At 42.0% G+C, this 26234-nt stretch carries 24 protein-coding genes; 5 read left to right on the top strand and 19 right to left on the bottom strand.

What is annotated here, in order from left to right; genetic code table 11:
- Positions 1-30 precede the first annotated feature (30 nt).
- The 5 genes from nagZ to LF817_RS00505 form a co-directional block, all read right to left on the bottom strand.
- Entirely contained in the window at positions 31-1350 is a 1320-nt protein-coding gene (gene nagZ / locus LF817_RS00525) for a beta-N-acetylhexosaminidase (RefSeq protein ID WP_253933801.1), read from the bottom strand.
- Between the two features lie 136 nt (positions 1351-1486).
- Positions 1487-3622: a type IA DNA topoisomerase gene (locus LF817_RS00520; protein WP_253933800.1), complete on the bottom strand. Its 2136-nt coding sequence runs from the start codon at positions 3620-3622 to the stop codon at positions 1487-1489.
- A 219-nt stretch (positions 3623-3841) separates the two neighbouring features.
- Positions 3842-5026: an alanyl-tRNA editing protein gene (locus LF817_RS00515; protein WP_253933799.1), complete on the bottom strand. Its 1185-nt coding sequence runs from the start codon at positions 5024-5026 to the stop codon at positions 3842-3844.
- A gap of 235 nt (positions 5027-5261) precedes the next feature.
- On the bottom strand, positions 5262-5924 hold the full coding sequence (locus LF817_RS00510) for a hypothetical protein (RefSeq protein ID WP_253933798.1): 663 nt from the start codon (positions 5922-5924) through the stop codon (positions 5262-5264).
- Between the two features lie 514 nt (positions 5925-6438).
- Positions 6439-7023 (bottom strand): 2OG-Fe(II) oxygenase, encoded by a 585-nt coding sequence (locus LF817_RS00505; RefSeq protein ID WP_253934263.1) that lies wholly within the window; start codon positions 7021-7023, stop codon positions 6439-6441.
- 422 nt (positions 7024-7445) lie between these two features.
- Here LF817_RS00505 and LF817_RS00500 point away from each other — a divergent pair, with 422 nt between their 5' ends.
- From LF817_RS00500 to LF817_RS00480, 5 genes are all read left to right on the top strand, one after another.
- Positions 7446-8606: a sensor histidine kinase gene (locus tag LF817_RS00500; RefSeq protein ID WP_253933797.1), complete on the top strand. Its 1161-nt coding sequence runs from the start codon at positions 7446-7448 to the stop codon at positions 8604-8606.
- Positions 8584-9219 (top strand): response regulator, encoded by a 636-nt coding sequence (locus tag LF817_RS00495; protein ID WP_253933796.1) that lies wholly within the window; start codon positions 8584-8586, stop codon positions 9217-9219. Before LF817_RS00500 ends, LF817_RS00495 begins: the two co-directional genes overlap by 23 nt.
- A gap of 208 nt (positions 9220-9427) precedes the next feature.
- The gene (locus LF817_RS00490) at positions 9428-10360 is read left to right on the top strand and encodes an ABC transporter ATP-binding protein (RefSeq protein ID WP_253933795.1); all 933 of its coding nucleotides are present in this window, start codon (positions 9428-9430) and stop codon (positions 10358-10360) included.
- 11 nt (positions 10361-10371) lie between these two features.
- Positions 10372-11649, top strand: a complete 1278-nt coding sequence (locus tag LF817_RS00485) for an ABC transporter permease (protein WP_253933794.1) — start codon at positions 10372-10374, stop codon at positions 11647-11649.
- A complete protein-coding gene (locus LF817_RS00480; RefSeq protein WP_253933793.1) occupies positions 11646-12749 on the top strand; it encodes an ABC transporter permease in 1104 nt (367 codons plus the stop codon). Before LF817_RS00485 ends, LF817_RS00480 begins: the two co-directional genes overlap by 4 nt.
- A gap of 419 nt (positions 12750-13168) precedes the next feature.
- Here LF817_RS00480 and LF817_RS00475 read toward each other — a convergent pair whose 3' ends face one another.
- The 14 genes from LF817_RS00475 to sufU all read right to left on the bottom strand — a co-directional run bounded on the left by LF817_RS00475 (position 13169) and on the right by sufU (position 26192).
- The gene (locus LF817_RS00475; protein WP_253933792.1) at positions 13169-13933 is read right to left on the bottom strand and encodes a LamB/YcsF family protein; all 765 of its coding nucleotides are present in this window, start codon (positions 13931-13933) and stop codon (positions 13169-13171) included.
- Positions 13930-15291 (bottom strand): acetyl-CoA carboxylase biotin carboxylase subunit, encoded by a 1362-nt coding sequence (locus tag LF817_RS00470; protein ID WP_253933791.1) that lies wholly within the window; start codon positions 15289-15291, stop codon positions 13930-13932. Before LF817_RS00470 ends, LF817_RS00475 begins: the two co-directional genes overlap by 4 nt.
- 19 nt (positions 15292-15310) lie before the next feature.
- A complete protein-coding gene (locus tag LF817_RS00465) occupies positions 15311-15544 on the bottom strand; it encodes an acetyl-CoA carboxylase (protein ID WP_253933790.1) in 234 nt (77 codons plus the stop codon).
- A gap of 18 nt (positions 15545-15562) precedes the next feature.
- On the bottom strand, positions 15563-16540 hold the full coding sequence (locus LF817_RS00460) for a 5-oxoprolinase subunit C family protein (RefSeq protein WP_253933789.1): 978 nt from the start codon (positions 16538-16540) through the stop codon (positions 15563-15565).
- Complete coding sequence (locus LF817_RS00455) at positions 16533-17420, bottom strand: 5-oxoprolinase subunit B family protein (protein WP_253933788.1); 888 nt, start codon at positions 17418-17420, stop codon at positions 16533-16535. Before LF817_RS00455 ends, LF817_RS00460 begins: the two co-directional genes overlap by 8 nt.
- Before the next feature lie 40 nt (positions 17421-17460).
- Positions 17461-18876, bottom strand: coding sequence for an NAD-dependent succinate-semialdehyde dehydrogenase (locus LF817_RS00450; RefSeq protein ID WP_253933787.1), 1416 nt, complete (start codon positions 18874-18876; stop codon positions 17461-17463).
- Positions 18877-18938: 62 nt separating this feature from the next.
- Positions 18939-20297, bottom strand: a complete 1359-nt coding sequence (gabT, locus tag LF817_RS00445; protein WP_253933786.1) for a 4-aminobutyrate--2-oxoglutarate transaminase — start codon at positions 20295-20297, stop codon at positions 18939-18941.
- Between the two features lie 14 nt (positions 20298-20311).
- Positions 20312-20971, bottom strand: a complete 660-nt coding sequence (locus tag LF817_RS00440) for a GntR family transcriptional regulator (RefSeq protein WP_253933785.1) — start codon at positions 20969-20971, stop codon at positions 20312-20314.
- Positions 20972-21379: 408 nt separating this feature from the next.
- Positions 21380-22567, bottom strand: a complete 1188-nt coding sequence (locus LF817_RS00435) for a GTP-binding protein (RefSeq protein WP_253933784.1) — start codon at positions 22565-22567, stop codon at positions 21380-21382.
- Positions 22568-22635: 68 nt separating this feature from the next.
- Positions 22636-22905 (bottom strand): 30S ribosomal protein S14, encoded by a 270-nt coding sequence (gene rpsN, locus LF817_RS00430; RefSeq protein WP_253933783.1) that lies wholly within the window; start codon positions 22903-22905, stop codon positions 22636-22638.
- 30 nt (positions 22906-22935) lie between these two features.
- On the bottom strand, positions 22936-23481 hold the full coding sequence (gene dcd / locus LF817_RS00425; RefSeq protein ID WP_253934262.1) for a dCTP deaminase: 546 nt from the start codon (positions 23479-23481) through the stop codon (positions 22936-22938).
- 38 nt (positions 23482-23519) lie between these two features.
- Entirely contained in the window at positions 23520-24701 is a 1182-nt protein-coding gene (locus tag LF817_RS00420; protein WP_253933782.1) for a GTP-binding protein, read from the bottom strand.
- Between the two features lie 71 nt (positions 24702-24772).
- On the bottom strand, positions 24773-25765 hold the full coding sequence (locus LF817_RS00415) for a CobW family GTP-binding protein (protein ID WP_253933781.1): 993 nt from the start codon (positions 25763-25765) through the stop codon (positions 24773-24775).
- Positions 25755-26192, bottom strand: coding sequence for a Fe-S cluster assembly sulfur transfer protein SufU (gene sufU / locus LF817_RS00410; RefSeq protein ID WP_253933780.1), 438 nt, complete (start codon positions 26190-26192; stop codon positions 25755-25757). Before sufU ends, LF817_RS00415 begins: the two co-directional genes overlap by 11 nt.
- Positions 26193-26234: the final 42 nt, after the last annotated feature.

The raw sequence follows: 26234 nt of genomic DNA, 5'->3' as shown, positions 1-26234 counted from the left end.
GAGGGGTAGAAAGACCTGGACTCACTTTTTTCATTGAAGGGCATCTACTATCTCTTCAGATGATTGATTAATTTCATTTATATCGACTGTATCCAGTGTACGATCCGAGAGGTTATATTTTTCTTTTAAGTGTAAAATTCTTTCCACGCTTTCATCTATTCTTTCTTCACTTATCGTTCCATTTTTAACTGCTTTTGTTAAACTGCTTACAGCTCTCTTCTTGTTTTCATGGCCGTGGCAGACTAAAACAATGTCATTTCCTGCTAGAACGGCTCTTACGGAAGCTTCACCTATATCATAGTTTTCGGTAATAGCTCCCATCGTCATATCATCGGTTATTACAACGCCGTTAAACTTCAATTCTTCTCTTAATATGTTGGTAATCACTTTTTTTGATAAAGAAGATGGAAATTCACTGTCTATTTCAGGTAGCATTATATGCGCAACCATCGTCATATCTGCCTGTTGATTAACCGCATTTTGAAATGGCACCAATTCCATTTGGCGAAGTCTTTCCAAACCATGGTGCACCACCGGTAGACCGAGATGAGAATCAACATCTGTATCACCATGGCCTGGGAAATGCTTTACTACAGGTATGATGCTTTTGGATTGTATACCTTTCATTTCTTCGATTCCCATCTTCGAAACCATTTCCTCGTTATCCCCAAATGCCCTCTTTCCAATCACCGGGTTGGATGGATTGCTGTTGATATCCAAAACAGGGGCCATCGTCATATTGAATCCAAAAGCTCCTACTCTTTCTCCGATCGCTTCTCCAACTTGATAGGCAAGCTGCTCATCTTGAGAATCACCAATCTCTTTACTGTCCGGTAAGTTTATAATTTCAGGAGGCATTCTTGATACTAAACCACCTTCTTCATCAACCGAAGTAAAAATGGGAATATCATGATGTTCCTCGTTCATTTCTTTTATTTGATTGTTCAATTCAACTAATTGCTTCGAGCTGGTAATGTTATTCTTAAATAAAATAAGCCCGCCGATATGATTGTCTTCTATTAATTTTCTAGTTTCCTCATTAACTTGGGTACCTTCAAATCCAAACATTAGCATTTGCCCAATTTTTTCTTCTATGGACATGGAAGTCATCGTTTCTTTAATCGAATCTGTGACAGCATCAGGTGAAGATTCTTCCATTTCTCCCTCTTCCTCATTGTTCTCGTCAACAATCTCTTCATTCTGATTATTATTTTCTTCATCTTTGCTTTCATCTGCACGATTTTCTGTGTCGCTGTTATTGTTGAAAATTTGGTTACAGCCGGCCAAAGTCATTAACATAATCAAAGAAAACACAAATAATAACCTGGGCCAATTTTTATTATTTTTCATAATCGTCTCCCTTGATTTAATGACAATACTCACCCACCCTGTAGTAACTAGAGGCTGATGTGCCTGCAGAAATTATTGCTCTTATTTAGAGTACCTCCTCATCAGCTCTTTAATACTGACAGGAGGTAGAATTTCTTCAAGCCTTCTCTTTGAAATCAAACTTGATCTTATAATCTTCATCCAGCGTTAAAGCTGTACTGAACGGTTTCTTCCCCTTAAATCCTTTCAAAACCTTCGTACGCTTCTTCTCACACAACGTTTTGATCATATTCGGCGATAGTGATTTACCTGCCAGCCTTTTCGGGAAGGTCACTTTGCACCCTTCTTTATAAGCGGAGCATGCGTAAAATTTATAGCGATCCATAATAGACCCCGTAGAACAGGCAGGGCATTTGGCGATCGGCTCGTTCCATTTCTTTTTCTCTCCGGTGCTGCGAATGTTCACCTGCTGAATCGTTTCAGGCGTTTCTTGAATCAGCTTTTCAATAAACTGACTGGTCTGCTTGATGAACATCTGCTTGGACGCTTCACCATTTCCTATTTTCTTCAGATAAGACTCCCATTTTGCGGTCATGGAAGGGCTGGATAAAAGGGTTCCTTCGATCGCTTCGCAAAGCATGACCCCTTTTTCGGTGACGTATACGTTGTTTTTCTTCACTTCAATATATTTCTGAGTTTTAATCGTTTCAATGATACTGGAGCGGGTGGCTTCTGTTCCAAGCCCTTCGACTTCCTTTAAAATTTCCACATCTTCTTCATTTTCCATTAGCTTTCCGCACGTTTTCATCATGTTGATCAGCTGTCCTTCGGTATAAGGCTTCGGCGGCTGCGTCATGCTTTCTTTAATTTGAAGACGCGCGCCTACTTCTTCCCCTTTATGGACATCCGGAAGGTCGGGCTCTTTTTCTTGATTGGATTTAGTGGGCTTTGGAAACAGCTCTTTCCAGCCTTTTTTCACTTCTCTTCTGCCCGTAGATTTAAATGGTAAATCGCGAACATTTGTAAAGATCACCGTCTCTTCGTACACGTAGTCCGTATGGAACATGGCAAGTGTCGTAGCCATCACTTCATTGTAAATATTACGTTCCTCGCGGCTTAGTCCGCTCAGCTTCTTCTCGGTGGGAACTGTTTTGGTTGGAATGATGGCATAGTGTTCCTGAACTTTACTACTGTCCACATACCGTTTATTCGGCCTTAAGGAAGCGGCTTTGAAAGAGACGTTTAACGTTTCCTGGTAAGAATTCAGGTTTTTCACTAAATAAGCAAATTCGTTTTCGGTTATAAAATTACAGTCTGTTCTCGGATACGAGACCAGACGTTTTTCATAGAGTTTCTGCATGGTCTTCAGTACTTGCGACGGTGTATATTTCCACCGCCTGTTCGCCACACTTTGTAGGGTGGACAGGGAATGCAGTTTCGGTGATTTCTGGTGCTTTGTCTTTTTGTCCAGGCTTTGGACTGTCCCCTGGGCCGCTTCGTTTTCCTTCAGTCCGTGTTCGTCCATAAGCCTCTGCACCTTCGCTTTATCCTTTTCCTTAATCTTTGCCAGACCTTTGTAGGAACCTTTTTCAGATTGAAACAAGCCCTCAATTTGATAAAAAGGCTCTGATACAAAGTTTTCAATTTCTTTATGCCGTTGGTAGATCAAGTAAACCGTAGGGGACTGGACACGTCCTATCGATAAGTAATTGGAGTACCCTTTTTTCTGCAGGAGCAGAGTGAACAGGCGGCTCGCATTGATCCCTACCATCCAATCACTGATTTGACGGGCTTTCGCTTCATCAAATAATCGCAAGTCCTTGTCGTTGTTTTGTAAATTATTAAACCCTTTACGAACTTCATCCTTCTCGAGTGAGTTGATCCACAACCGTTGGATCGGTTTTCCCTTCACGCCTGTTAAACGGAGGATGCTGTAAAAAATATTCGAGCCTTCACGATCAACATCGGCCGCATTTACGAGTACATCCGCTTGCTGGAACAGCTTCTTGACCGCTTGGAACTGCTCCCATTTGCCTTTGGAAACTTTTTCAAGGAAACGGTCAGGAACAATCGGCAGCTGATCAAGCTTCCACCTCTTCCACTCCGGTTTATAGTCATGAGGTTCTTTTAACTCCACCAGATGGCCGACGCCCCAGGTGATCGTCGCTCCATTTGGAAATGTGTCATCCGGCTTTAATTGTATATAAGTTTTCGTTTTTTCCTGTATCTTAAAAGCCTCTGCATAAGCTTTGGCCTGAGATGGTTTTTCGGCTAAGATGACCACTTTCGTCATGGTCGATCCACTCCTTTCAACGAACCACAACATTACTATGAGATGAAATGGAAAGCAAGGGATTAAATGGGGATGGAGATTAGGAGAAGGAAGCTTACTAATAGAAGCTTCCAGTATAGATTTAAACACGCTTAACAGGAATTAATAAATTCGTTTCACTATCCATTCAGCACCTGTCCCTTTTCGAATATCGAAAAGGGGAAACATACTACTCTATCATTATAATAGATCCTTCACTCGATTAGCGAAAGCAGCTCCGTCTATTATCTTTCTGCCGCCTCCTTGGACAAAAACCGGTTTACCCCCGCCCTTTCCTTCAATAAGAGGCATCGTTTGTTTGGCGATATCATTCATGTTTCGATCGATCTCAGCACCACGAGCCAGTACAAACTGAAGCTGGTCCTCCTGCTCACTGACAAGGATAAGATAAACATCAGGCATTTGTTCGGTGATCGCTTTTCCTAGAGACTGGAGAGCTTTGATCGGCCGGTCATGAAAAACTCGTTGAATCACTTGATCTCCCTGTGCCTCAGAAATAATAGTACGCGCTTCATGCTGGAGTAATTGTTCTTCAAGCTCAGCAATCTTCTTATCTTTCTCCTTGCTTGATTGGATCATCTCGCTGACTTCTTGAACAAGCTGCTGCTCCGGCCTTGGAACAACCTGCTTCATTTCAGTTAATACCCGGTGCTTTCGGTCGAGCTTAGACAGTACCCGATAACCGCAGACAAACTCCAGACGTACCTGCTTCTTACTTTTTGTCCATCCTAGAAATTTTGCAGCCATGACTTCGCCCGTAGACCTGGGGTGGGTCCCTCCGCAACCGTTGTAATCAATGCCCGGAATAATGACAAGGCGGACGTCACCTTCGACGGCGAGTGGTTTACGAAGCGGATACTCTTTCGCCTCTTTCGCAGGCAACCACTTTGTTTCTACAGGAAAATTATCATATATAACTTGATTCACCTGCTCTTCAGCTTCATGCAAACGTTCGTCGGAGAGATGTTCCGTATCCAAATCTATCGTCACCGTATCTTTTCCTAAATGAAAGCTTGTCGTTGGAATTTGGAACTGATCGTCGAAAACGGCCGAAATGATATGCTGTCCACAATGCTGCTGCATATGGTCAATCCGTCGCTCTCTATCAATAATTCCGTGCACTTCTTCAGTACCTTCAGGAAACTCTTCTTTTATGTAATGGCGCACCTCATCCTCTACTTCTTCTACATCTGCCACTTCGATGCCATTTAATGTTCCTTTATCATGAGGCTGGCCGCCACCGTTAGGATAAAAAGCTGTTTCTTCTAAAACTGTATAAAGACCGCGCACATCTTGGTCTACTCTTATAACCTTGGAGTCGAACTCCATCCTATAAGGGTCTGCGTAGTAAAGCTTTCTCGTCATTGTACCTTCCTCCTATGTTTTCCTAATGGTAGTTTACCATTTTTATATGGGAAGAGGACATTATATGAAAAGTGGTTTCTAATGATTTAGACTTAAATGATTGATAAAACCCCAGAACCACTTTTTTTCAGGTTACCTGGGGTTGTATCATATGAGATCAAATTAATTTTTTGATCTCTTTGTTATGGTAGTTTCCCTTTAAAACGTGCAGTCACAGAAAAACAGTTCCTTATTTTTATCCATTCTGGCTATTACATTCCGGAAGTAAATGAAGAACATCAAAAGTGAGAGTAGCCTTGTTACCTGCCCGATAGTCAGACACTAAGACAGCAACAGACTGTACACCAAAGTTGCAGAAATCGGGACATGGATCGGAATCTTCCAACGAAGCATAACATATCACTTGATCGGCACACGTTGTTCCCGTACATGAGAACGGTAAAGTGTTGACCAAAGCGCAGTTGCTCTCTCCTTCATTAAAGAACGTGCTGAATTCAAGGTTAAAATAATAGTTGATATACCCTACAGCCTTCACTTCATTCACTGTTACTCCCCCTACATTACCACATGGGGTAGAAGCAGAGACTTGAACTGGAGTGATACAGCAGTCAAGGAAAAATGGATCACTGAGAACATTTACAAAAAACGGAGGCTCTACTAGACCAGTTTGAACTGAATTAGCAGGAAACTCTATCGTACATTGATCGAATAGAATGGAAAGGCAGTTAGCTTGTTGTATTTGCTGAAGATCAGTCAATAAATCTGTAAGCTGTTGGTGTGATCTTGTGTTACTAGTTTGATTAAGCTTATCTTCAACCCTTTTAATCGTCTCTTCCAGCTTTAGTTTATTCGCCTTCTCAGTGTCATTATTTCGGCTGACATTGTAGTTTTTACGCAAAAGAACACCTCCTTTCTTGTTTCTATTAGAATATTCATAGATTTAACGACTGATTGGACAAATTGAGCATAACTATCAGCGTAATATTATTTTTCATAGAGAATTAATAGATATCCCGAGATAAGAACGACTGGAAACAAAAAAAGAAACCTGCTGGATCTTCAGGTTTCTTTAATCGCTTAGTTTTATAATCTATTGATGATCTATTTCAAAATGTACCGAGTGTTATGTGTTGAGGACTCCGTTTCGAGTTTAGGTGGCTTCCGTAATTAAGAATAAAGTTTGAAGGCCCCCCGCAGGAAAGCAAGCATTTTACAGGCCAATCCACTTCAAACGACAGCCAACCCTGGTTATCTCGTAACGATCTCCTCAACAATCCTGAAACATCATTATAAATAAAGAGGGCCAACCCCAACGACTGGGTTGACCTCCTTTATTAGATAATTTGCAACGATGGTCAGAACTTAAGCCTGTTTATCACACTGCCACTTTGTCCATGTTTATGGACAACTCATTACTTCGTATACTGTTTTCTCCGTACCCACATTGTAGCTGCCCACTTCTCTCCCGCTGTGACAGGTGATCCCCCGTGAAGCGTTCTTTCATTGAGTACAGGATCCGAATAAAAATATTCAAAATAAACCGCCATGCCTTGTTGAGGGGAAACAGAAAGATTCATTTGTGGAAAATACGTTTCCCCTCCCTCTTCCACATCATTCAAGTATAAGACGAGCGTACTAATTCTTGGGTTGTTCGTTGCTTTGGCCTTTGACCTGAAGTAGTCGTAATGCGCTTTGTACTCCTGGCCTTGTTTATAATTCAATATGTGAAGTCCTTCTCCATGTTCTACGGGTACGTTCATAATATGCGCCAGTCTTTTCTCAATCCTGGTCGTGACATCGTCCTCGGGAAGAAAAGTACTGCTGCTTGTCCGAATGTCGCTCACTTCGTGTGTCGATCCAATTTTTGATCGGTTCATCCGGTCTTTGGAAATACGAATGATCTCCTCACATTCCGCCTCACTCACTACGTTTCCCAGGATAGCGATTTTAGGTTCTTCCATTTTTGCGATCATCGCTATTTCACGGTCTTCGGTCATAATCTTGTTTCCCGTGTGGTCGAAAATTGAAGCTTCTTTCACGTGTATTGTCACTTTTTCATCAACCTTTTCTAATTTGATAAAATACTAACGACAACAACCTTTTATCCTTAAAGAATAAATAGAACACAGGAATAATTTTACCACATTTTTACTTTTATTTCTTTATTATTCATAAAAATCAAAAAAATGTTCACAAATGGATAAACTCCCTACGTATCTTGAAAAAATCCGACAGCCTCTAACTGTACTCCCAGCCAAAGGACTTTTTGCCAAGTGAAATGTGATAAGATACGATTATCATACTTACCCGCAGCCAAGTGGTTGTTTGTGTGAATGAAATTAAGGCAACACTTGACGTAAGTTGCTTGGATTGAGTTTATCGTACTCTTAATGATCTAAGATGAAATAAGGTGATACCAATGAAACCGTTTTTAATATGGTTGACGTTACACTTATTGGTCTGGGCAGCCATAATTTACCCTTTGTTCAACGATGTCGACCTTCATATATGGAGGTTATTAGGTGTGGCGGTATACTTTTTATTATTTTTTATAACGCCGCTTTTCCACAAAAGAATCTGGTATTTAACTCTCTTATTTTGTTTCAACGCGGTCATAGTTTCTTTAGTTTTTTTCCCTAATGACACCTATGAATTCAATCTTCTTGTTATCCTCATCTATATGCTTCTTATGGCGGAAGCTGCTGAACGGCTGCCTCTCAAATATATGATCATTCCGTATGTTTTCAGCCTTCTATCCATCATGAGTTTCTTAGTTTTCGGAAATGTATCGATGAAGACCGAATTATTTATAGGTATGTTTTTACTGTTACTCGGCCCAGGGCTTATATATTATAAAATAAAAGATAGCCAACACCAGAAGCTTACATCTAAATATGACCACTTACATAAAGAGTTTCGCATGCTGAAAAGGCGTTTGGCTCAGGATGAGGAAAGCGCTCGGCAGGAAGAACGGCAGATGATTGGTAAGGAAATACATGATTCTGTCGGCCATAAATTAACTTCACTCATCATGCAGCTAGAAGCCTACAGAATCCAATCTGATACAAAAGATAATCCGCACGTGAAACGTTTGAAACAGTTGGCTGACGAAAGTCTGGAAGAAACTCGTCGAGCAGTAAAAACATTTAAGCAGGAGGAAATCGGTGGCTTACAAGGGGTCATGCGGCTGATTCGCAAGCTGGAGTTAGAGAGCTTTATCCGCATTCACTTCTCTGTTCATCATGGTGCTTTTGCTGCTCCCCTCACTGGTGAACAATCCTTCGCCATTTATCGTGCCGTTCAAGAAGGATTAACGAATATCATGAAGCATAGTCATACGAGAGAAGCTCAAATTACATTTGAGGCGCCCGGGGGGAGCATTTTTAGATTTGAAATTATAAATCCGATTAAACAACCCTCACCTTTCAAAGAGGATTATGGACTTAGTTCGATGCGCGAGCGATTGGAAAAGTTAGGCGGAGGTCTGGAAGCTCAAAGTAATGAAAAAGAATTTATTTTACGAGGATGGGTAAAATTGAAAGGACGGGGAGATCTTCATGATTCGAGTGCTTCTAGCTGAAGACCAAATTATGGTTCGACAAGGTTTAAAAGTAATGATTGAATCTGATCCAGAAATAAAAGTAACGGGTGAAGCAGATGACGGCAAATCCGCTGTTGATCTTTGTGAAAAACAGGGATTTGACATTGCGGTTCTAGATATCCGCATGCCTGTCATGGACGGCATTGAAACAGCGAGAATTATAAGAGAACGCTGGCCTTTAATAAAAATATTAATGCTGACTACGTTTGACGATGATCAATATGTAATGGATTCACTCAAACTCGGGGTCAACGGTTATATGTTAAAAAACGGGAATACAGAATCACTGATCCGCTCCATTAAAAGTGCATTATCAGGCGGTTTAACCATTGAAGACCAGGTAGCAGCTAAAGTTATGCCGGCTTTGTTAAATCAGCAATCACCGATAAAAAGAGTGGATGAAAGCTTAACTCCACGAGAACGGGCCATATTAAAATGTATTGGTGAAGGACTAAGTAACCAGGAGATTGCTAATCGACTTGGCCTCTCTGTCGGAACGGTAAAGAATAATACGAGCCACATCCTCGATAAGCTTGATTTACGTGACCGCACCCAATTAGCTATCTATGCCATACGTCACCATTTGGTGTAGTTAATAAAATGACGGAAGTCACGGTTTTCTGTGATTAAATGACTAGAGTCAGTATCGGCTCTAGTTTTTTTCATTTATCTTAGAATTAGTTCTTATAAAATCTTCAGTTGCTCTCAATCAATCCTACAGAAATCTTTAAATTACCCGTACGCCCTTCTCCACCCAATAGTTTTTACGGAAATCAACAAATCGTCAGGGAGGTTCAAACATGATAGAAACTATTCAATTAAGTAAAAGATTTAAAGAAAAAACTGTTGTAGAAGGTGTTGATCTTTATTTGGATAAGGGGGAATCTGTTGGTTTACTCGGTCCCAACGGGGCAGGGAAATCAACAACGATATCGATTATTTCATCCTTATTAAAGCCAACAACCGGTGATGTGAAATTAGACGGAGAGAGTGTTATTAAGAATCCAGGTGACATAAGAAAAGTACTCGGTGTAGTACCACAGGAGATTGCTCTATATCAGGAGCTTACGGCTTATGAAAATTTGAAGTTTTTTGGACGTATTTACCGTGTTCCAAAGAGTCAACTGGAATCGCGCATTCAAACAACGCTTGAATTGGTTGGTCTGAAAGATCGGCAAAAGGATTTAATTAAAACATTTTCGGGCGGGATGAAACGCCGTATCAATATTGCTTCAGCCCTGCTGCACCACCCAAAAATTTTAATTCTCGATGAGCCGACCGTCGGAATCGATCCGCAGTCACGCAACTATATTTTAGAAATGATCCGCAAATTAAACGAGCAAGAAGGAACAACAGTGCTTTACACGAGTCATTATATGGAGGAAGTCGAACAACTTTGCGACCGAGTGTACATTATGGATCATGGGAAAGTGATCGCTTCCGGCAGTCAATCAGAGCTGTTAAGCATCCTTTCTAATGAAGATACGATGAAAGTCCAGCTGAACCAAATGAGCAATGAGCTCGTCAAAGCAATACTGGAAATCGACGTTGTACGTCACGTTGAAGAAACGGGAGACAGCATCAAAATCATTGCCAAAAAATCTTCGAATATCATAAGCAATCTTGTCAAACTCGCTGACCAACAAAACATTAAAATTATGAACTTCCAAATGGAAAATCCAAGCCTGGAAGATGTTTTCCTCCATTTAACGGGTCGAACACTTAGAGATTAGGAGGTGCCTGGATGCTGACATTTTTAATTAAAGATTTACTGTTATTTTGGCGTGACCGCAAAGAAGTTGTCACCGTAATCATCTTACCGCTTGTAATAGTTGTTGTTTTAAGTATTTCCATGTCAGGGATATTTGAAGAAAACCAGAGTGAGAACTACGACTTATCATTAAGTGTAGTGGTAGAAGATGACCAAAGCGAAGCAATCGAAGAATTTAAAGCTTCAGTCAGCCAATCGGAGCAAATAGCTAATGCCATGAAACAAAACGTGATAGCCGGCGTTGAAAAAGCGCCGCCTGTGGAATCGCTGATGCAATTTCTTAATAGTCCTGAGTTAGAAGATTGGATCACTGTAAACACCATGTCAGAAAGCGAAGCAGCAGAAAGTGTAGAAAAGGGTGATCATCATGCTATGCTCGTCATTCCTGAAGGATATACATCGCAATTATTAAGTAACATCTACCTCGACCAGGGAACAGAACCTGCTCTAAAATTTTCCGCTGAGGAAACAGCAGTGGAAGTCGATATGGTCCATGATGTCATCCAAGGCTTCCTCGATCAAATGAACCTTCAATACGCTGTATCTACCTCAGGGGGTGAAGTTGATATGAATCAAGTTCAGCTGCCTGAGGGCGGGACAGAAACCTTGGCAGACGATCAGTCTTTTTCGCTTAACATCGATCAATATTTCACGTTATCAATGGGAGTTTTGTTTGTGTTGTTTATGGCCAGTACAGTCGCTAGTAGAACAGGTGTCGAAAAACGTGAGCATACGTTTAACCGGATCACTCTAACGAATACACCCGCCCTTCACTTCTTATTCGGTAAAACATGTGCAACCTTTATCCTCGCCTGGCTCCAAATCCTATTGATTTTTATCGGGTCACATTTGATTTTAGGTACTTTTTCCGATCGATCGTTCACATTTTGGATAGGGATGGTCTTTGTGTCATCTGTTTTCTGCTTTGCTGTTGCAGGGATGTCATCCATTATGACATCGATTTCCCTGCGACTAAAAAATCCGGAAGCGGCCGACGGTATTTTCATGTCGATCATTATGCTTTTCGGTACCATTGGAGGAAGTTTCATTCCCATCTATGTGCTGCCGGACTGGCTCCAACAGATCGGAGAATTCACACCAAACGGCCTGACGCTGGCTGTATTAATAGAATGGTTCCAATTCGAAGACCTGTCCACACTGTGGATGCCATCTATTGCTTTAATTGGCTTTACATTGATCCTTATCTTTGTGAGTATTATTTTGCACCCTAAAAAGGGGGAAATCTCATGATTCCAGTGTTTTTGGCTCAATTGGCGAAAGACCGCCGCAACCCATTAATACTTATTATATTCATCGCAGCCAGTATTGGGGGGACGATCCTATTCACAGGTGGAACTGAGACGCCGACAACTATATCTATTTTCAGTGAAGAAGAAAACGACCAAGCTATTGAGGATAAATGGGAGTCCCTTTTAAATGAAGGAAGTGACATGCGTTTCGTTGTCACGGACTCCGCAGAAGCTAGAGAGAACGTCCAGCAAGGGCAGTCGGATGTAGCAGTGAAATTATTGGAAGAAGATTATAAACTGATTACAACCTCTAATTTACCTACAGTCGACTACGTCGACCAGCACGTAAGAACAGTGTTCGAAAAAGAAGCACTTATCCAGTCAGCTGTAGAACAATCAAATGACATTGAAGGCTTAAGGACAGAAATTGAAACGACCCTGAATCATCCACCATTGGACATGGAGGTCACCTCGATTACGGGTGAAGAACTTTCAAGTTACGATATGGGAACCCAATTAATGTTCGCTTTCACCCTGCTTGTAGCCATGTTCATCATCGGGTTTCGAGTCAACAATATTTTAAAAGACAAAGTGTATGGCTTATGGGACCGGTTGATCTTATCACCCGTCTCAAAAACAGGGATGTATACAGCTTACATTGCCTACGCCTGCTTTATTGGATTTGTGCAAATGCTGACCGTCATCCTTATTTTTAAATATGTATTAAACTATGACATCGGGGAGCGGCTGGATCTATTGCTCATCATTCTTGCGTTTTTCACTTTCAGCATGGTGAGTATCGCTACACTATTGACCGGCCTTGTGAAGAAACCAGAACAGTTTTACGCACTGTACCCATCGGTTATGCCGATTATTCCTTTAATCAGCGGGGTTTATATGATGCCGGGTACGATCACCAATCCTGTGCTGACGTTCATCGGAGACCTCTTTCCGGTTTCCCATGCAATGGATGCCATTATTAATGTTGTTATGTATGATGCTGCTTGGCAGGATATTACCCAGCCTCTGATATTGATGGTCCTTATCGGAGTGGTCGCTATGGGGATAGGTATCAACCTTGTCGAACGAAGAACGACCTGATTTATTTAGTGACTACTTACACTTCTCACACAATATTTCAATGCTGGAAACCAATTAGATCTGTAGCTGCATCTAATTGGTTTTTTCCTGCATACGCGTTGGTGTTTGAAAAAAATGGATTTAAGCTCCTCCTTTGGATTACGTTATAGAATGGTCAGGCTATACCTCACCCCTATAAGTAACCCTCTGCTACATTAATGTACCCATGTGTTCAATTTTATGTGAAAATATGAAGAATTGATCATTATATAGACCTAATTAACCTTATTCATTCTTTGTTGTACTGTAATATAAGACCCTGCTTCCCACTATCCTCTGGTAGTGCCTAAAGTACAATATCATGTTAATGATGAAACGAATAGTTAAAGTGAATAGATTAACTGAAATAGAGAGTACCCCGGTTTTTACCGGGGTACTCTCTATTTCAAGATATTTTGAATAGGCGTGACTTCGATGTCATTGTTTATCAATGATTCATGGATGGTTTTCGCTAACTTTACTGCTCCTGGGGTATCACCGTGTATACAGACGGTTTCTGCAGCAACATCGGCATCATTGCCGGTGTGGGCAGTAACTTTTCCTTCTTTCACCATTCGCACTACGCGGGTGGCCATGGTTTCGTAGTCATCAATGGCAGAGCCTTTCCTGGTCATGATAATTGATCCAGTCTCGGTATGCTCCCGGTCGGAATAGGTTTCTTTCGCGACGCGGACGCCCATCTTTTCTCCGAGTTCTACCACTGCTGAGTTGTTCATGGCGAATACGATAATGTTATCGTCAACTACTGCTATCGCTTCTAGAATTGCTCTGGCCACTTTTTCCTCTTCCATTGCCATCATATACATTGCACCGTGCGGCTTGCAGTGGGCGATCGGCAGATCATATCGGCGTGCGAATTCCCGTAATGCGCCTAATTGATAATTGACGTAGTCTTTTATTTCAGCTGGTGTGCAGTTCATGTGTCTGCGGCCAAACCCCATCAAATCAGGAAAAGCTGGATGGGCACCGATCTGGACCTCGTACTCTTTCGCCAGCTCAACGGTCCTTCTCATCGTGCTTGGATCACCAGCATGGTATCCGCATGCGATATTGGCCGAGGTGATATATTGCATCATTTCTTCATCGCTGCCAAGCTGGTACATGCCAAAACTTTCGCCCATATCACAATTCAAATCTACCTTCATTTTGTCGTCCCCTCCCCTGCTTTTCTTGTTTGCAAGTAGTTGGTCGTATATCTGCCATCTCGGAAGTCATTTTCATTAACGAGCTGTTTTATTAATGATAGATTAGTAGTAATACCTTCCACTTCAATTCGATCTACGATGATATCTAGTTCATCCAGAGCCTCTTTCCGGTTCTTTCCATGGACGATGATTTTGCCCACCATAGGATCGTAGAAAGGAGAGACCGTGTTTCCTTCTTCATAAGCAAAGTCAAATCTCCCGGTATTTTCTGGCAGCTTTAACGTGGTCAGCTTGCCAGGGGATGGGAAATAGGTCTCAGGATCTTCAGCATAGAGACGGGCTTCTATAGCATAGCCGTTATTCGTAATATCTTCCTGGGTTAGACCAATCTCCTGCCCCGCTGCGATTTTCAACTGAAGTTCAACAAGGTCGAGACCCGTGATTTCTTCGGTAACCGGATGTTCTACCTGAAGCCTTGTGTTCATCTCCAGGAAATAGAAATGTCCGGACTCATCATCAAAGATGAATTCCATTGTTCCTACATTTGTGTACCCAATTTCCTTTACACCTTTGACGGCCGTTTCACACAATTTCTTACGCAATGCTTCATCCAAAAATGGAGAAGGACTTTCCTCGATGACCTTTTGGTTGCGGCGCTGGATTGAGCATTCCCGTTCGAAAAGATGAACCGTGTTGCCATGATTATCAGCTGCTACCTGTACTTCGATATGACGGGCATGTTCGATGAACCGTTCTAAAAACACCGTGTCATCCCCGAATGATGCACCTGCAGTCTGCTTGGCGGAAGAGAAACTTTTTGTCAGCTCTTCTTCATTACGGACGACATGCATCCCTATGCCTCCACCTCCGGCACTCGCCTTCAGCATCAGTGGATACCCAAGATCTTCCGCAACTTCAAGTGCGTGCTCAACAGATTCTAGCTTGCCGTCCCATCCTGGCACTACAGGAACTCCAGCTTTTTCCATGTGACGCCGTGCTTCGATTTTATCCCCCATTAGTTGAATCTTTTCAGAATCTGGGCCAATAAAAAGTATTCCTGCTTCCTCGCAGTGTTTCGTAAACTTTGTGTTCTCCGATAAGAATCCGTAACCAGGATGGACTGCTTCTGCTCCTGTTTCTTTGGCAACCTGTATAATTTTATCGATGTTGAGATAGCTTTGATTAGCCTGGGATGCTCCGACATGATGGGCCTCGCTGGCCTCTGTGACATATGGTGTATCGGCATCAGCATCCGAGTAAATAGCAACAGTTTCAATCCCCAAACTATTGCAGGTCCGGATAATGCGGCGCGCAATTTCCCCTCGATTAGCAATCAGAATCTTTTTGAAATATGTCATATCTCCACTCCCCTAGCTTTTATTCTAGCTCGGCAACAACTTGTCCTGCTTCGACAACTGCTCCATCTTCAACTTTGATGCTTTTTATAACTCCGTCATCTTCCGCTTTAACTTCCTGAAAACTTTTCATGACTTCGATAAGTCCAATCGTATCTCCAGCTTTGACCTCATGACCTTCTTCCACGTACACCGGTTTCTCCGGATCTGGTCTTCTATAAAAAACTCCTGGTAATGGGGAAGCGATTTCTTTCATAACAATTCTCTCCTTTAGTTAGCTTGATTGGATAATATTTTTGATTTCTTCCAGCTTACGATTGGTCTCCTGACGAGCTTTCAATGCTTCTTCAAGTGATACGGAAACAAATTTAACCTTTTCATTAGTTTTCGCCTGTCCGATTCGATTTAAGTCAGTACTGATGATAGTAGCAACTGTCGCATATCCTCCACCTGTAACTGCATCATTCAACAAGGCGATCGGCTCGACCCCATCAGGAATCTGAATCGATCCAATCGGATAGCCAAGGTCGACGACATTTGAAGGGTTGCTTCCAGCCCCGAATGGCTGCTCACGGGGTACAAAATCGAGCCGCTCCCCTTTTAAGCGGTAACCAACCCGGTTCGCTTCGGGAGTTACTGTCCATTCAAGTTCTAGAAAGCGCTGCTTGCTTTCTTCGGTCAGTCGGTAGCTGCATAACCCGATTATGACCCGTATTTCATGACTGGTAGAAAACTCAGGGACGTATTCCTCTGTTAACCGGGTCCCTTCCTTAACATCAGTTTCCTGAACGTCCCCAATAGAGAGTGCATCTCCCTCCTGTAGCGCGCGGCCATTAAAGCCGCCAATGCCACATAACGTGTAGGTAGATCTCGAATCCATAATGACCGGGACATCGATTCCTCCAGCAATAGCAAGATATGACCTTGCCCCTTGTTTTACAAAATCAAAGGAAAGCACATCCCCTCGATTGATTTTCACCGTCTCCCACATTGGGACAGCTTCGCCATTGATTTTCGGAGGTATATTCCCTCCTGTTATTGCAATTGTGGCATCCTGTTGGAATTCGAGCTCCGGACCCATATACGTAATTTCGAGGACAGCCGCACCCTTCTTGTTTCCAGCCAAAAGGTTAGCAACTGCATAGGAATACTGATCGACTGCTCCTGAAGGCGGCATGCCAGTTTCATAAAAACCGACTCTTCCATCGTCTTGTACCGTTGTCTGTAAACCAGGTTTTAATACTTTAATCATTGTATAACCTCCCCAAAACCATATCAGAAAATGCACGTGGATCTTTCAGTACATCGTCAGGACGGAATGTGAAGTCTTTTTTTCGATATTCAAACGTGCCAGCTTCTACTTCTGCACGGACTGCATCATATTCTTCACGTGTTACATCTCGGTAACGGAAAATGTCTCCCTGGCGAGGGAATACAATGGAGTCCTGGAAGTCAGGAAGCTTCTGTTCTTTGTCGAACACAGGAGTTGCCGCAATCCCGAACATCTGATAACCTCCAGCACCTTGCACTGGATAAATTACTGAAAAACCTCCGCCGAAACCAAAGCATCGTTCCGGGGTAAACGTACGCGGGCGGACATATTTCGGTACTTCTATCTGCTCTTCCCGCGGCACGACCTGAAAACAAAACGGGAGTCCCGGGACAAAACCTATCATAGAGACCAAAAAAGGAGAACCTGTTATCGCTTTGATAAAGTCTTCCTTTGATTCATAGCCATTAATACGTGCAGCATACTCGATATCAGTGGATTCTGGATCCTGATGTCGGTCTCGGAACTGCATAACCGCTTCATGGGTCCAGGGGTCCTCGAATAGCACCGGAACATCAACTAGTCGAGAATTAATCACAACATCATCTAGATTCTCTACAGAACTTTCGAGCTTCTTTAATTCATCAATAAGCTCATCCGGGTGAATCTGGTCTGGGTTAAAACGAACCATATAGGATGCATTGGAAGGACAGATATCTAGAATCCCCGGCATGTTTTTCTCTCTAAGCTTTTTCGTTATTGCCATCGCTTGAAAATTGACCTCTAAACTCATGTCTTCACTAAGCTCAACGAATATAAATTCATCGCCACCGTAACTGTAACGTGTTTTCAAATCAGACAATATCAGTCACCTCACTCAAATTTTTTGGATTGCTCTTTCCTTACAATCCAATCGATATATATTTCGTTTCTAGATACTCCTCAATGCCGTGATGCCCGCCTTCTCTTCCCATACCGCTTTCCTTAAACCCACCGAATGGGGCCTGGGCAGCAGAGGGCGCGCCATCATTCAAGCCGACGATTCCATAATCTAGTTTTTCAGAAAGGGTTAGTGCTTTGCTGAGATTTTCAGTGAACAGGTAGGCTGCCAGGCCAAATGGTGTATCATTGGCACGCTTGACAGCAACGTTTTCATCACGAAATGGACTGATAGGGACCACAGGACCAAAAGTTTCTTCGTTCATACAGAGCATTGTATCTTCAGCATTTGTTATAACAGTAGGTTCGATGAAATAGCCGCTGTTCTCTTCAAATCCCCTGCCGCCAACGACAACTTCCGCGCCTTTTTTGACAGCATCCTCAATATGTTGGGTCACTTTTTCATAGCCATCCTGATCAATTAGTGGTCCAATATCCGTATTTTCCTGGAGACCGTCACCAACCTTCAACTGCTCTACAGCTGGCTTCAATTTATCAGTAAAAGCCTCAAGAACATCCTCATGGACATAGAAACGGTTCGAACAGATACACGTCTGCCCCGCGTTTCGGAATTTTGAAGCTATCGTACCTGCCACTGCTTTATCCAAATCCGCATCCTTCATGACAATAAAAGGCGCCTGTCCACCAAGCTCGAGGGAAATGCGTTTCATTGTATCCGCAGACTTTTTCATTAAAACTTTTCCGACCTCAGTAGAACCTGTGAAAGAAAGCTTACGAACTCGGGAATCAGAAAGCCATACTTCACTGATTACTCTTGCGCTTCCAGTTATGATATTGATCAGCCCAGCCGGTGCGCCTGCTTCGTGTGCCAGTCCAACTAATCGAATCGCAGTTAATGGAGTCTGACTTGCAGGTTTAATCAACACCGTACAACCTGCAGCAATAGCTGGTGCAACTTTCCTTGTGATCATTGCAGCCGGAAAGTTCCACGGGGTAATTGCTGCCATTACACCGACCGGCTGTTTTTGGACGATAATTCGTTTATTGCGCTTCGATGCCGGAATAGTTTCCCCATAAATCCGCTTCGCTTCCTCTGCGTACCAAGATATATAATTATTGGCGTAATTGATTTCCCCTAACGCTTCTTTTAATGGTTTTCCCTGTTCTTTAGTCATGGTTTCCGCCAATTCTTCCTTATGTTTATCAATCAATTCGTACCATCTCCACAAAAATTCCGCCCGCTCATCTGCAGTGGTTTCCTTCCAATCCTGAAATGCTTCATAAGCAGCGTCTATTGCGAATTGTGCATCCTTTTCTCCGGCATCAGGAACAGAATCAATCCGCTCCTGGTTAATAGGGTTGGTTACATCAAAAAAATTCTCAGTGCTATAAGGTTTTCCATTAATAAAATTATCCACCGATAACCCTCCTCTTAAAACGCTTTTTTCATCATTATCTTATTTCCCGAAACACCCATGAATTAGACTGAATATTGTGATTTATTTTGCCATATGTTACGTACCGACCTTGTGATGATGCCTAATCCTTCTTCTAACTCGCCATCTGAAATGACAAGCGGCATTAAGAAGCGAATAACATTGCCATAGACTCCTGCGCCTAATACAAGCAGACCTTGTTTCTGTGCCTGGGCGATCATTTGTGAGGCAAGCACCTTATCTGGTGTTTTGTTTTCTTTATCATTGACGATTTCGACAGCAACCATTGCACCTATTCCTCTGACATCACCGATGCATTCAACTTCTTCGCGCAATTGATTGAACGTGTCTTTTACCTTTTGGCCGATTTCATTAGCCCGTTCATTCAACCCTTCTTCTTCGATGATTTCAATTGCTGCAAGAGCCGCACGACACCCTAACGGATTACCACTATAAGTTCCCCCAAGCTCTCCTGAGTTGGCAGCATCCATGATTTCCTGTCTTCCTATGACACCACTGATCGGTGTTCCTGCCCCTAATGATTTGGATACCGTAATCAGATCAGGAATGATGTCAAAATGTTCGACAGCAAAGTAACTTCCCGTTCTCCCAAATCCTGTCTGAATTTCATCGGCAACAAACAAGATGCTATGTTGTTTACAAAGATTCCTTACTGCCTGCACAAATTTTCTATCTGGAACGATAAAGCCGCCTTCTCCCTGGACAGGTTCCATTACCACTGCAGCTATCGTTTCCGGTGCCACTTCTTTGATAAGAAAATCGTTGAACTGATCGATCATAAAATCTATATATTCTTCTTCACTCATCCCCTCTGGACGTCGGTAGGCGTATGGGAATGGGGCTTTATACACTTCCGGCGCAAATGGCCCAAATTCGTACTTATAAGGCTTGACCTTGCTTGTCATTGACATCGTCATCAACGTGCGTCCGTGGAAAGCGTTTGCAAAAGTCACAATACCTTGCCTTCCCGTATACTTCCTAGCGACTTTAACAGCATTTTCGACAGCTTCAGCACCGCTATTTTGCAGTAGCACCTTCTTGTTATGACTTCCCGGTGCGAGCTCAGCCAACTTTTCTGCTAATTCAACATAAGGCTCGTACATCATGACGTTGAAGCCAGTATGGATATATTTTTCAACCTGGGCATGAAGTGCTTCTTTTACCTTCGGGTGACAATGCCCTACATTAATCGTACCGATCGCACCAGCGAAATCGATGAATGTATTGCCGTCAACGTCTGTAATTACTGCGCCTTCTGCCTTTTCTGCGAATGTAGGGACCCCGTAGCTGACTGCATCCGGCACAACCTGATGCCTGCGTTCGAGCAGATCGCTGGCGACAGGACCCGGAAGATTTGTTTTTACTACAGCATGATTTGTCATGATATCTCTCTCCTTTAGTTAAAAATGGATGTCCGTTCGGATAAATCATTCAATGTAGACAACAAATGAGCCTCTACTGCTTCCTCTAATAGATCAGCATCCCTTTTACGAAGTGCTTCTACAATGCGCCCGTGTTCTGGAATTGACTTCACTTCACTCAGGGGGATAGTATAAAAATCATCCTTCAAAATCAGATATCCATCTGTCCACTGGTTGAGCCTCTCCACCTGTTGGAGCAGAAACTTATTGTCGGATATCTTAGCGGGATAGGCGTGGATCTGTCCATTTACCCGCATAAATTCCTCGAAGTCTTTTGCCTTATAAGCGTCTACTTCTTGTTCAAGCAACTGTTCCATGTAAGTAATATCTTCATCCTTCATCGTAGTAACTGCCAACTGCCCTGCATACTTTTCCAAAACAGTGCGGAGATTGAAAACATCTTCGAGTTCCTTGTTGGACGGGTTATAGACGATGGCTCCTTTGTTAGGAACCAATTGAATCAACCCTTCATTCTCCAAACGCTTTAAAGCTGCCCTTATAGGAGTCCGGCTCATTTTCAGTTCTTTACTGATCCATTCCTCTGTCACCCGCTGCCCGGCACCAAGCTTCTTAAGCATGATTGCCCTCTTTACTTTTTCATAAGCAAATTCTTCGTTATTCTTCTTGTTTTTCATTACTCAACCCACCATTGTATTCCGAGATTGTATACAATCTTCTAAGTTATCTAACATATTAACGTAAATCTATTTAAATTTCTAGTTATTTTTCAGAATATATTCATAATTACATTAATTGAAAAGGCTTTCTTAACTCAATAGCATGAAAAATCAAATGAATTTACAGACAGAAAAATACAAAATCATTAATTATATTGGTCAAGTCTAGTCCATTCCTTGTATGGCTTCAGGAATAGCTCTTATAAAGAAGTAGAAGAAAACGAAAAGGAACCAAAAAACGCGCATCAATAGATAATTGATGCGCGCTGACTGCTTAGCTTTTTACTGCCAACTACAGACGTAAGACCAAGCACCCGACAGCTTTATTGAATTATTTAACGCTTTTTATTATTGCCCTTCTTTCTATTAAATCTCACTTTCAATAAATGGAGGCAGCGGATCACGGAATTTATTCCAGTCCACCCCCATTTCTTCATCTGTTAGTAAACATTGATCCAGTCCTTTGATGATACCTTCTTCATCAACATCTATACCAATAAACACCAACTCGGTCATGCGATCTCCATATTGGTCGCCCCAACGATCGGCTATATCATGTTCCTCTTGCAAAACTCTGGTGCGCTCTTGTTCAGGGTAGGCGGCAATCCACTTTCCTGCTCCTTGTATAGAAAGTGAGGTTCCTGCCTGGGATAATAGCCCGGCCGTATTATTTCTTGTAGCCAGCCAGAAAAAACCTTTAGCTCTAACGATGCCGGCGGGCCACTGTTCTAACCACTGGGTCCATCGCTCAGGATGGAAGGGCTTTTTGCTACGATAAACAAATGAGCCGATGCCGTACTCCTCTGTTTCAGGAACATGTTCCTCGTTAAGTTCCTTTATCCAGCCAGCTCCCTGACTCGCTTTTTCAAAATCAAAAAGCCCTGTATTCAATACTAGATTTAAAGGTACCTGACTAAACCTGGTATCGATGACCTCGGCATCAGGGTTCAATTGTCTTAAGACCGCCTTTAACTTTTCCCTATCCTCTTGCTTCACTAAATCTACTTTATTTAAGAGAATAATATTTGCAAACTCGATTTGGTCGATTAATAGATCAATAACTTCTCTGACATCGTGATCATCTGCTCCTTCATTACGGTCCAGTAAGCTTTCTCCTGAGCCATAATCATCCCAAAATCGGTTGGCGTCTACCACAGTTACCATTGTGTCCAAACGGCAGTGTTCACCAAGATGAATACCAAGTTCTTCATCTTCATAAGTGAAGCTTTGGGCAACAGGAATTGGTTCTGATATTCCTGTTGATTCAATGACTATATAATCAATGTCTAGTTTCGATAGTTGTTCTACTTCTTTTATTAGATCTTCTCTAAGGGTGCAGCAAATACAACCATTTTGTAACTCAACCAATTGTTCTTCCGTCCGACTGAATCCACCTTGCTTAATCATATCCGCATCAATATTGACTTCACTCATATCGTTCACGATAACTGCAATTTTACGATCCTCTTTATTGTGTAACAGATGATTTAGCAAGGTAGTTTTTCCAGAACCTAAATAACCACTCAAAACTGTTACTGGTATCTTTTTTGACAAAGCTTCTTCCTCCTAAACGGTTCGATTCGGTCACTCCAATAATGATCCAATAAGGAGAGAACTGTTTTTTACCAGCTGGATTTTTTCACCCCTGGGATCTGTCCTTTATGCGCATAATCTCTAAAGGCAATCCTGGACATTTTGAACTTTCTCATATAGCCGCGGGGCCGCCCAGTTACTTCACACCTTCCCGTTAAGCGTGTTGGTGAGGAGTCACGCGGAAGTTGCCGCAGTCCTTCGTAATCTCCTTTAGCTTTAAGCTCTCTTCTTATTTCAGCATATTTTGCTACCATTTCCTGTCTCTTCTTTTCTTTTACAACCTTTGATTTCTTAGCCATTTTTCTCACCTTTCTTTAATCGTTTATTTATTACAAGTAACTATCCAAATCTTTATAAACAGCGCTTGGAGTGGTACTCGACTGTCCTGTATATTTACCACTGTAGCTTTTGGTCGGCTGATCCATTTCTGCAATGACCAATTGGCAAATTCTCCACCCTTCTATTAACTCAATGGGAGAGCGACTCGCATTGAAAAGTTCAAGAGTTATACGGCCTTCAAATCCCGGATCCACCCACCCTGCGTTTTGCACAAATAGCCCCATTCTTCCAATTGAACTTCTTCCTTCTACAAACGCAGTCAAATGATTCGGCAGTTTGATCCATTCTTTTGTTGTAGCCAGCATAAAAGAATGGGGAGGGATAATAATAGACTCTTGCGCTCCTATATGAATGTCTCGATAGGAAGCACTTTCTCTCAATGAAAGTTTACCTGTACTATGCTCATCCACAGTCATAAAATGCCGGCCAAGTGTCAGGTCTGCTGAGGCCGGTTGAATGTGCGAAAGGTTTACCGGGTCAATTATTAATTCTTTACTCTCCAAATAGTGGAGAATGGTTTGGCTTGATAGAATCACTTCATCCACCTTCTCTTTTCTTATTGAGTAGAAACTTCTCAAGTAAATGGATCCTGCATACTAGCCCATTCCTCGTCCATTTCTTCTGGAGTCAATAAACATTGATCCAGTTCTTTAACAATTATCTCCTTTTCAAGATCCACCCCTATGAATACAAGGTTAATCATGCGGTCGCCAAACTCTACGTCCCATTCATTTAAAATGCCAGGATTTTGTTCGATTGTTCGATCCTTTTGTTCTTTAGGGAGAGAAGCTACCCAGTAGGAGACAGGTTCAATGGAAACAGAGGGACCTGCCTGAGATAATAATAGAGCTAATTGATTTCTTGTAGCACACCAGGCAATGCCTTTCGCACGAACGATCGATGCTGGCATTTGACTGATCCAATCATAAAACCGCTGCGAGTGAAAAGGGAGCCTTCGTCTATATACAAAAGATTGAATCCCATACTCTTCAGTTTCCGGAGAATGTTCTTCAGGACCAGCCGTCAACTCTTTAAGCCAGCCCGCCGATTGACTTGCTTTATCAAAATTAAAGCGATGTGTATTTAAGATTTTTGCAGGATCCACTTCACTATAGGTCGTACGGATAATTTCAGCCTCGGGCTGCAAAGTTTGGATCACTTGAGTCAACGCATTCAGCTGTTCCTCTGTCACCATGTCACATTTATTCAGCAAGAGAACATCACAAAACTCAATCTGGTCAATTAGTAAATCGGCAAGATTCCGCTCATCATCTTCTCCAAGCGCCTGCTTTCGGTCAAGCAGCTTATCCCCGGACTCGTAATCATGCCAAAAACGATAGGCATCTACAACGGTAACCATCGTATCAAGGCGACAGAACTGAGTAAGGTCAATTCCAATTTCTTCATCAATATAAGAAAAAGTCTGGGCGACGGGCAAAGGTTCGCTAATCCCTGTAGATTCAATAACGATATAATCAATATTGCCGGCTTTTGCAATTTTTTCAACTTCAACGAGCAAGTCTTCTCTTAATGTACAGCATATACATCCGTTAGACATTTCGACTAAATTCTCTTCTGTTCTTGAAAAATGCCCTCCCTTCTCTACTAAATCTGCATCAATGTTAATTTCACTCATATCATTCACGATGACTGCTATTCTCAGCCCTTTTCGATTGTTTAAGATATGATTAAGCAGCGTAGTTTTCCCTGACCCTAAATATCCACTTAAAACCGTAACAGGAATTTTCACACTCATACTTACCCTCCTCATTTAGTTTAATGTGGTTCATCTCCCACCCTTTTAAAAGTAATCATTACGATTTAAAATCAACTAAAATTTTTTTCAGTAATACATTGTCTAAACTGCTCTTCAAGTTTCTTTTTGTTTAAGTCTTTTCCGATAAAAACTAACTCACTTACACGTGGATCGCTTCCCCACGAGCTCTTTTCCTCCATCGCAAAAAGCATATGGACTCCTTGAAAAACAAAGCGATGCTCTTTTCCCTTTATATTTAATACCCCTTTATAACGGTAGAGACTTTCCCCTTGGATTTGAACGAGAAATGAAATCCATAGATTGAGCTTGCGTAAATCAAGAGGTCTGCTTTCTTGTATGGATAAAGAAGTTATTTCATCATCATGATAGTGAGAGTCCTCTTCATTAAAACAATGGGGATTCAGCTCCACTTTTTCATTCAAGTCAAAAGAATAAATGCCTAAAACCTTGTCCAATTCAATATGACTGTTTTCACATAAATACGTACCAGCTGTTGGGTTTATGGTTTCTAATCGCTTGATTAAAATATCTAATTCATCGATTGTCACTAAATCTACTTTGTTCACAAGGATAACATCAGCAAAAGCAATTTGACTCAGTGCTTCACTTTTGTGCTCGAAATGTTTGGAAATATGTTTAGCGTCTACTAAGGTGCATACGCTGTCTATGATAAAGTCTTCCATTATTTCCTTATCCATCAGAAAGGTTTGAACAACTGGAGCTGGGTCTGCAAGTCCTGTAGTTTCGATAACCACCCGCTCAAACTCGACCACTTTTTCTTCTCTTGAGAAAGCAAGCATAGATAACGTATCTATTAAATCTTTACGAACATTACAGCAGATACATCCGCTGTTAATTTCAATAATTTCTTCGTTCGTGTGTTCAATGAGCTGATCATCGATTCCGATATCTCCAAACTCATTCACAATGAGCGCCACTTTTTCTTCAGTATGATTTAAAATATGGTTTAGAAATGTGGTCTTCCCGGACCCCAAATATCCGGTTACTATAGTAACGGGGATCCTAGATTGATTATCCACCATTTCTATGTTCCTCCAGCCATTTATCAAGTGCCTGCCATGGCATAAGGGCGCAATTGTGTCTAGCCGGTAAATTGTGGACTCCTTGGAGAGAAGCTGCATCCCCTAAATCATCTTCGTCATCTAGTTCTCCTTCTCGTATTAACCGTTCGAATGCTTCCCTCTTATTCACGCATTCCTTTACTGTCCGATTTTTCAAAAGATCGGTCATCATCGAGCAGGAAGCCATGCTAATGCTGCACCCTTCCCCTTCAAAGGATAAGTCCTCGATCTTTTCCGTGCCTATTCGTATATATAAGACCATCACATCTCCACACGTAGGATTCTTATAGTGAATCTTATATATATCACTCTGACCAGATAATTCTCCGTAGTTTCTTTTATATTTGGCATGATCCATAACAACCTGACGATATAAATTATCTAACACGAAACAACCTCCTTAAAAAGGATTCGTTACTTCTTGCAGCTT

This window comes from Halobacillus sp. A1, assembly GCF_024189295.1.
Taxonomy (GTDB): Bacteria; Bacillota; Bacilli; order Bacillales; family Halobacillaceae; genus Halobacillus_A.
Note: the sequence above shows the minus strand (reverse complement) of the source record. Positions and strands in the feature narration are given on the sequence as shown.

Excerpts from the sequence above, each read along its gene's own strand:
- nagZ (WP_253933801.1), bottom strand. The coding sequence starts at position 1,350 with ATGAAAAATAATAAAAATTGGCCCAGGTTATTATTTGTGTTTTCTTTG.
- LF817_RS00520 (WP_253933800.1), bottom strand. The coding sequence starts at position 3,622 with ATGACGAAAGTGGTCATCTTAGCCGAAAAACCATCTCAGGCCAAAGCT.
- LF817_RS00515 (WP_253933799.1), bottom strand. The coding sequence starts at position 5,026 with ATGACGAGAAAGCTTTACTACGCAGACCCTTATAGGATGGAGTTCGAC.
- LF817_RS00505 (WP_253934263.1), bottom strand. The coding sequence starts at position 7,023 with ATGACCGAAGACCGTGAAATAGCGATGATCGCAAAAATGGAAGAACCT.
- LF817_RS00500 (WP_253933797.1), top strand. The coding sequence starts at position 7,446 with ATGAAACCGTTTTTAATATGGTTGACGTTACACTTATTGGTCTGGGCA.
- LF817_RS00495 (WP_253933796.1), top strand. The coding sequence starts at position 8,584 with ATGATTCGAGTGCTTCTAGCTGAAGACCAAATTATGGTTCGACAAGGT.
- LF817_RS00490 (WP_253933795.1), top strand. The coding sequence starts at position 9,428 with ATGATAGAAACTATTCAATTAAGTAAAAGATTTAAAGAAAAAACTGTT.
- LF817_RS00485 (WP_253933794.1), top strand. The coding sequence starts at position 10,372 with ATGCTGACATTTTTAATTAAAGATTTACTGTTATTTTGGCGTGACCGC.
- LF817_RS00480 (WP_253933793.1), top strand. The coding sequence starts at position 11,646 with ATGATTCCAGTGTTTTTGGCTCAATTGGCGAAAGACCGCCGCAACCCA.
- LF817_RS00475 (WP_253933792.1), bottom strand. The coding sequence starts at position 13,933 with ATGAAGGTAGATTTGAATTGTGATATGGGCGAAAGTTTTGGCATGTAC.
- LF817_RS00470 (WP_253933791.1), bottom strand. The coding sequence starts at position 15,291 with ATGACATATTTCAAAAAGATTCTGATTGCTAATCGAGGGGAAATTGCG.
- LF817_RS00465 (WP_253933790.1), bottom strand. The coding sequence starts at position 15,544 with ATGAAAGAAATCGCTTCCCCATTACCAGGAGTTTTTTATAGAAGACCA.
- LF817_RS00460 (WP_253933789.1), bottom strand. The coding sequence starts at position 16,540 with ATGATTAAAGTATTAAAACCTGGTTTACAGACAACGGTACAAGACGAT.
- gabT (WP_253933786.1), bottom strand. The coding sequence starts at position 20,297 with ATGACAAATCATGCTGTAGTAAAAACAAATCTTCCGGGTCCTGTCGCC.
- LF817_RS00440 (WP_253933785.1), bottom strand. The coding sequence starts at position 20,971 with ATGAAAAACAAGAAGAATAACGAAGAATTTGCTTATGAAAAAGTAAAG.
- rpsN (WP_253933783.1), bottom strand. The coding sequence starts at position 22,905 with ATGGCTAAGAAATCAAAGGTTGTAAAAGAAAAGAAGAGACAGGAAATG.
- LF817_RS00420 (WP_253933782.1), bottom strand. The coding sequence starts at position 24,701 with ATGAGTGTGAAAATTCCTGTTACGGTTTTAAGTGGATATTTAGGGTCA.
- LF817_RS00415 (WP_253933781.1), bottom strand. The coding sequence starts at position 25,765 with ATGGTGGATAATCAATCTAGGATCCCCGTTACTATAGTAACCGGATAT.